This is a genomic window from Arthrobacter sp. Y3225116 (assembly GCF_059091245.1).
On sequence record NZ_JBNHGL010000161.1, the window covers coordinates 1 to 6,685 of the forward strand.

At 69.6% G+C, this 6,685-nt stretch carries 7 protein-coding genes; 2 read left to right on the forward strand and 5 right to left on the reverse strand.

The annotated features are described in order from the left end of the window. Window positions 1-201 precede the first annotated feature (201 nt). From AC5RV2_RS13085 to AC5RV2_RS13100, 4 genes are all read right to left on the reverse strand, one after another. Window positions 202-510, reverse strand: coding sequence for a hypothetical protein (locus AC5RV2_RS13085; protein WP_494092684.1), 309 nt, complete (start codon window positions 508-510; stop codon window positions 202-204). Between the two features lie 78 nt (window positions 511-588). Continuing rightward, window positions 589-906 carry a DMT family transporter gene (locus AC5RV2_RS13090; RefSeq protein ID WP_494092685.1) on the reverse strand — a complete coding sequence of 106 codons (318 nt, stop codon included), beginning with the start codon at window positions 904-906 and terminating at the stop codon, window positions 589-591. Next, window positions 906-1,259 (reverse strand): DMT family transporter, encoded by a 354-nt coding sequence (locus AC5RV2_RS13095; protein ID WP_494092686.1) that lies wholly within the window; start codon window positions 1,257-1,259, stop codon window positions 906-908. The genes AC5RV2_RS13090 and AC5RV2_RS13095 overlap by 1 nt, the downstream gene beginning before the upstream one ends. A 38-nt stretch (window positions 1,260-1,297) precedes the next feature. Beyond that, the gene (locus AC5RV2_RS13100; protein ID WP_494092690.1) at window positions 1,298-1,678 is read right to left on the reverse strand and encodes a hypothetical protein; all 381 of its coding nucleotides are present in this window, start codon (window positions 1,676-1,678) and stop codon (window positions 1,298-1,300) included. Between AC5RV2_RS13100 and AC5RV2_RS13105 the strand changes: the two genes are divergently transcribed. After that, a complete protein-coding gene (locus AC5RV2_RS13105; protein ID WP_494092689.1) occupies window positions 1,629-3,776 on the forward strand; it encodes an amylo-alpha-1,6-glucosidase in 2,148 nt (715 codons plus the stop codon). The genes AC5RV2_RS13100 and AC5RV2_RS13105 overlap by 50 nt on opposite strands. Before the next feature lie 160 nt (window positions 3,777-3,936). Next, window positions 3,937-4,956, forward strand: a complete 1,020-nt coding sequence (locus tag AC5RV2_RS13110; RefSeq protein ID WP_494092687.1) for a glycosyltransferase family 4 protein — start codon at window positions 3,937-3,939, stop codon at window positions 4,954-4,956. Window positions 4,957-4,972: 16 nt separating this feature from the next. Here the strand turns inward: AC5RV2_RS13110 and AC5RV2_RS13115 are convergent, their stop codons facing one another. Then, window positions 4,973-6,511 carry an aldehyde dehydrogenase family protein gene (locus tag AC5RV2_RS13115; RefSeq protein ID WP_494092688.1) on the reverse strand — a complete coding sequence of 513 codons (1,539 nt, stop codon included), beginning with the start codon at window positions 6,509-6,511 and terminating at the stop codon, window positions 4,973-4,975. Between the last annotated feature and the right edge of the window lie 174 nt (window positions 6,512-6,685).

Genomic DNA, 6,685 nt, shown 5'->3' on the forward strand with positions numbered 1-6,685 from the left:
GCTGGGGCCTGGGCTGGCTGCTGTACGACCGTTTCCTGGGCGATCCGCCGTCCGCGCCGGTGGCCATGGCGGCCGGCTTCGGCCTGTTCTTCGTGCTCGTGTGCGGCATGTCCCGCCGGTTCCAGGTGGGGCATGCCGAGCGCCTCGCCATCCGCCGGGGCGAGCCGTTGGACTGAACCGGCGGGGCGGCGCACGTTCCCGTTAGCGGACCGGAGCCCACTTGCCGCGCGAGCGGCGCAGTACGGCCAGGCCGGCGGTGCCGGCGACTTCTTCAACCGCGTGGCGCATGTTGGCGCCGGCCTGCAGCGCCTGGCGGTTCTCCACGGCATAAGCGTTGGCGTCGACGGTGAAGCGGACGGTGATCCGCGGGACGCCGGCCACCACGTCCAACTGGTGTGCCTCCACCACGTGGGCGGAACCGACGGCTGCCGTGGCGGCGTCCATCACCGCTTCCGGCCGGTTTCCGGGCCGCAGCCCGGTGATCTCCAACTGGGCTCGGAAGGATGGCATCCCTCAACTTTAGCTGTGTCCGTGCCACCGGCCCGGCGGTCAACCGGGCGCGTCCGCAGCCCTGTGGCGGACAGGGCGTCAGGGTGTGCCCAGTTCGATCAGCAGCACGCCGGCTGCGATGCAGACGATTCCGGCCGCCATCAGCTTGGTGAGCGGTTCGTCGAAGAGGAACTTACCGGCCAGCGCCGTCAGGGCAACGCCGCAGGCAGTCCAGATGCCGTAGGCAATCCCGATTCCCAGCCCGTGGCGCAGAGCGAAGGACAGGCAGGTAAAGGCGACGAGGTAGCCCGACACGACGGCCACCAGCCAGGCCTTGTGCCCGTCGATGCTGGCCCGCAGCGAGAGCGTGGCGGCCACCTCCAGGACGATCGCGGCAGCGAGGAACACCCAGGCCATCAGGTACCCGCCCGCTCTGCCCGGCGCGAGGAGGCCCGGTGCCCTCCCCATTGCACGAGCACCACTCCGGCGACGGCGAGCGCCATGCCGGCAACCATCAGGGCCGTTAACGGTTCCTGGTACAGGACTGCCGCCAGGACGGCGGTGAGGGCGACGCCGAGCGCACCCCAGATCCCGTAGGCGACCCCGACGGGCACGCCCGCACGCAGGACGGCAGCGAGGAGCGCAAAGGACGTGACGTAGCCGGCGACCACCACCGCGTACATCCCCGGCGAATCCAAGGCAGCCTTCAAAGACAGGGACGCCGCCACCTCGCAAACAATCGCCCCCGCGAGGAGCAACCAATTCTTCATCTATCAACCTCCCCCACCAGCACAACAGGTTACGGGGTTCATTGCACGCCCGGGGCACGGACCGCGGGTGCGGTATGACGGCGCTGCGCGCGGGGTGTCCGGGCAAAAGGCAGGTTGAACGGGAATTCCGGGGCCGCCATCTTGACGTACTGATCAGCCAGAACATCAAATAAAGAGAAACCGCTGAAGAGGGCCGCCGGAGCAGCCTCTTCGGCATCCGGTTCCAGCATCAGGGTTCCGCTGCGCAGTTCAAGAGAGTCAACTGTGGAAAAGCAATCGATCACCCCTGCATCCCCCCAACAAGACGGCGCCCCACCGGGGCAGGCGCAGTCCGGCGGCGGCTGGAACGCCGATACCGCGGCCGGGCCGATGAGCGCCGGCGGCGCGGTGACCGTGGTGGAAGGTTCATCCTTCTGCATCTCCTCGGCCGGAGGCGACATGTATCCCGGCCTGACGCAGGGCGCCTTCTACCAGGACACCCGGATCTTGTCCGGCTGGTGCCTGACCGTCAACGGGCTTCCCCTCGAACCCCTGCTTTCCCGCGTGCTGGAGCCGTACCGTGCGCTCTTCGTCGGGCGGGCCCGCCGAGCGGACGGGCTGGCCGACTCCCAGTTGGTGGTCGAACGCGAACGGCTCGTCGGGGCCGGCCTGCGCGAGGACCTGGTGGTGACCAACCACTCGGCCCTGCCGGCGGAGTGCGTCCTGGAGCTGCGGGTGGAAGCCGACTTTGCCGACCTCTTTGACGTGAAAGGCGGGCGGGCGGCGCCTGCGATCCAGCTGGTCCGGCAGGCCCGCGGTGATGAGCTCCAGCTCGAAGTAGTTCGCCGCGGCCGCCGGCGCGGCATCCTCGTGCACGGGCGCGGCGCAGCAGTGAACGAGGACGTGCTCCACTTCGCGGCAACCATCCCGGCGCGCGGGAAGTGGTCCACGAGCGTCATCGTCACTCCCTTGGTGGAACAGGACCGTCCCGCCGAGACGTTCGCCACCACCGGCTCCGTCGCCGACTTGGAAGCGGCACGCCGTCACCGGGCCTGGGGGGAATCGACGCCGCAGCTGGACATTGCCAATACCGACATCGAGGCGGTGCTGCGGCGAAGCCACGAGGACCTCGGTGCGTTGCGGATCTTCGACCCCGCCCATCCAGGACGCGCCGTGGTCGCCGCCGGGGCCCCCTGGTTCATGGCGCTCTTCGGCCGGGACTCGCTCCTGTCCGCCTACATGGCGCTGCCCGTCGACCCCTCGCTGGCACGCGGGACGCTGCAGACGCTCGCCGCCCGGCAGGGCACCAAAATCAATCCCGATACAGAGGAGGAGCCCGGCCGGATTCTCCACGAGGTGCGCCTGGGTGTGGCGGCCGGAGTAGTTTTGGGCGACCACGCGGCCTACTACGGGACGGCGGACGCGACTCCCCTCTTCGTCGTCCTGATGTCGGAGTTGAACCGCTGGGGCATGGAGCGGGATGTCCTGCAGTCCCTGCTGCCGCACGCGGACCGGGCGCTGGACTGGATCCGGAACTTCGGGGACCGGGACGGTGACGGTTTTGTGGAGTACGACCGTGCCGTTCCCCACGGCCTGCTCAACCAGGGCTGGAAAGATTCCTGGGACGGCATTAACTTCGCCGACGGGCGGCTGGCCGAGCCGCCGATCGCCCTGTGCGAGGTTCAGGGGTATGTCTACAGCGCCTACATTGGCCGGGGCCTGCTGGCCGCCGCGGCCGGCGATCAGGACCTGGCCGCCGAGTGGGGGCGCCGCGCGGCAAGGCTGAAGGAGGAGTTCAACGAGCGCTTCTGGCTTCCCGACCTGGGGTACTACGCGGTGGCCCTGGACGGGAAGAAGCGGCCGGTGGACGCCTGCACTTCCAACATGGGGCATTGTCTGTGGTCGGGCATCGTCGATGACGACAAGGCACCGCAAGTGGCCGCCCGGCTCATGTCGCCCGAGATGTTCACGGGCTGGGGGATCCGGACACTGGCATCGGACATGGGCGCCTACAACCCGGTCAGCTACCACAACGGCTCCGTGTGGCCCCATGACAGCACCTTGGTCGCCAGCGGGTTGATGCGCTACGGGTTTGTCGAGGAGGCCCGGAGGGTGGCGGGCGGGCTCTTTGATGCCGCCGTTCGCTTCGACGGACGGTTGCCTGAACTGTTCTGCGGTTTCGACCGGAGTGAATACGACGTGCCGGTGCCCTACCCCACGTCCTGCTCGCCGCAGGCCTGGGCCGCCGCCTCGCCGGTCCACCTGATGCGCATGCTCCTGCGCTTGGATCCTTATCTCCCGGCGGATGAGCTGTGGCTCGATCCCGAGATTCCGGCAGACTTCGGCTCATTCCGCGCGGACAACCTGCTGCTCGGGAAATCCCGGGTGTCCCTGGCCGCCACCGGGAAAACTTTCAGCGTGGAGGGTCTGGCTCCCGAGGTGAGGGTGCGCCACGGTTCACGGTCGCCGCTGGCGGAGCTGCTGGTGCTCAGCGGCCGGGACACGGAAGGGTCCGAAAGCTCCGCCGGGGACAGCTGAGCCGCCTCGATGCGCTACTTGGCCGACCCTTGCGGCCCGCGCCGCCCGCCGCCGGTGACCGGCCGCCGCTCCGCCGGACCACGGGCGTCGGACCTGCGCGCCTCGCCAACCCCTGCTGCGCTGCCGTACGCTGGAGCTCCTCCGGGAGGAAAGGCCGACGATGCGTATCGGGCTGATCGCGCCACCGTGGTTTCCGGTTCCGCCGGTTGGCTACGGCGGCATCGAACAGGTCGTTGACATCCTCGCCCGCGGTTTCGTGGACGCCGGGCACGAGGTGGTGCTGGCCGCGGCTGCCGACAGCACATGCCCCGTTCCCCTGGTGCCGGGCACGGAGCCGTCCGACCCGGATGCCCTGGGAACAAATTCGTCGGAGCTCCACCACGTCATCCGGGCCTATGAGGGGCTCCACGGCGTCGACCTCATCCACGACCACACCCTGACCGGGCCGTTCTACCGGGACCGGCCGGGTTCGGTGCCAGGGGTCATGACGATCCACACCGGGCTGACCGCGCAGCTGACCGGCATCTACCGCGCCGCGGAACGGCATGTCGCCCTCGTTGCGATCTCCCACCAGCAGGTGTCCGGCAGCGGCCTCGACGTCTCCGCCGTCATCCACCACGGGATCGATACCGCCGCCGTGCCCGTGGGCACGGGCCGGGGCGGGTACGCCTGTTTCCTGGGCCGGATGTGCCCGGACAAGGGAGTAGCCGAAGCCATTAGGATCTCCCGCCTGTCAGGGATGCCGCTGAAAATCGGCGCCAAGATGCGCGAGCCCGAGGAACTGCGGTACTTCCACGACGTCATCGAACCCATGCTCGGGCCGAATGAGGAGTTCCTCGGCGAAGTCTCCGGCGGCGACAAATACCGGTTGCTGGGCGAGGCGGTCGCCCTGTTGAACCCGCTCCAGTGGGCCGAGCCTTTCGGCCTCGTCATGATCGAGGCCCTGGCCGCCGGGACCCCCGTGGTCGCCACGCCGCGGGGCGCCGCCCCGGAAATCGTCGAGCCCGGCGCCACCGGACATCTGGCAGCGGACCATCGGGAGCTGGCCAGGCTCCTGCCCCAGGCCGCCGCGCTGGACCGCAGAGCCTGCAGGGCCGCCGCCGAGGATCGCTTCAGCGCGGGACGCATGACGGCGGACCACCTGAACCTTTACGCCCGGCTGCTGGCCGGAAACACCTAGCGACGGCCGGACACACCTAGCGACGGTGGATGGACTTGTAGCTGACGTAGGCGTTGAGTCCCTCAATCCCGTACTCGGTGCCGAGGCCCGAATCGTGCCTGCCGCCAAACGGGGCGGAGTGGTTGGAGGCGAAGAAGTTGATCCCCACCGAGCCGGTGTCCATCCGATCGGCCACGGCGAGTGCCGCGTCCTGGTCCTGGCCGAACACGAGTCCGCCCAGCCCGAAACCGGTGTCGTTCGCCAGCGCCACGGCTTCGTCCAGGTCCGTGTACTTCATCACGGCCAGGACCGGGCCGAAGACCTCCTCGCGGGCAATGCGCATGTCCGGTGTCACGTCCGCAAACACCGTGGGCTCCACGAAGTAACCGCCCTCGAGCCCGCCGTCGAGCCGCGCGGCCCGCCCGCCGGTCGTGGCCCGGGCTCCCTCGCCCCTGGCCGCCTCCACGTGGTCGAGCACCGTCCGGTACTGCGACTCGGTGGCCGACGGGCCGAAATCGGTGGCCGGGTCCAGCGGGTCGCCCTGGACGCCGGCAGCGATGGTCGCCGTCACCATGTCCACCACCTGGTCATAACGCGAGGCGGGGGCGAGGATGCGGCTGGAGATGTAGCAGGTCTGGCCCGTGTTGCGCATGCTGGAGCGGATCAGCACCTTCGACATCTCGTCCAGGTCGGCGTCCTCGAGCACCACCGCGCTGGACTTGCCGCCGAGTTCCAGCGTGACGGGACGCAGCAGCTCGCCGCAGGCGGCGGCGATCTTGCGCCCCACCGGGGTTGAACCGGTGAAGGCGACCTTGTCCACGCCGGGATGCTTGACCAGGGTGTCGCCGAGCCTGCCCGATCCGGTGACCAGGTTGACCACGCCGGCCGGCACTCCGGCGGCGGCCACGGCGTCCACGATGAGGCGGAAGGACAGCGGCGTGGGCGAGGCCGGTTTCATCACCACGGTGCAGCCGGCCAGCAGCGCCGGCGCCAGCTTGATGACCATGAGGTTGATCGGGAAGTTCCACGGCGCGATCAGCCCGCACACCCCTACCGGGTCGCGACGCACCACGGATTCGCCGCCGCCGTGCGGGAACGGGCGCACGTCTTCGTGTTCCAGATAGCCGGCCAGGGTGGCGAAGTATCGGAAGATTCCCGCGGCGTTGCCGGCGGCCCGGGACGACTCGGAGACCGGCGAACCGTTTTCGCGGGTGTTGGTCAGCGAGAGCTCGTCGGACCGCTTCTCGACTTCGTCGGCAATCCGCAGCAGGTACGCCGCGCGTTCGGACGGCGCCAGCGTGGGCCACGGGCCGGAGTCGAAGGCCCGCCGCGCCGCGGCCACGGCGGCGTCCACGTCTTCGGGGGTACCGTCCGGCACCGATCCCCAGACGTCACCGGTGGCCGGGTCGGTCACGGGATTGCGCCCGGTGCCGCGGGCGGGGACCCAGGCGCCGTCGATGAAGACGTCGTCGACGTGGGTGTAGGGCAGGTGCAACGCTGCGCGCGCGGCGAGGGCGGGCGGGGCGGACGGCGCTCCCCCCGGGGCGGGGGTGGTGGTGCCGGGGGTGGTGGTCATCGGATGACTCCTGTCTTCAGCAGGGCCCTGGAACGCTCCAGGTCGGCCGTTCCCATGGCGAGGGCGGCCTCGGTAATCAGTTCCGGAATGATCTCGTTGACCGAGCCCACGATCGGCACGTCGGCGGTGCGGTTCTTGGAGATCTCCGCCGGGTCGATGTCCGCGTGGATCACC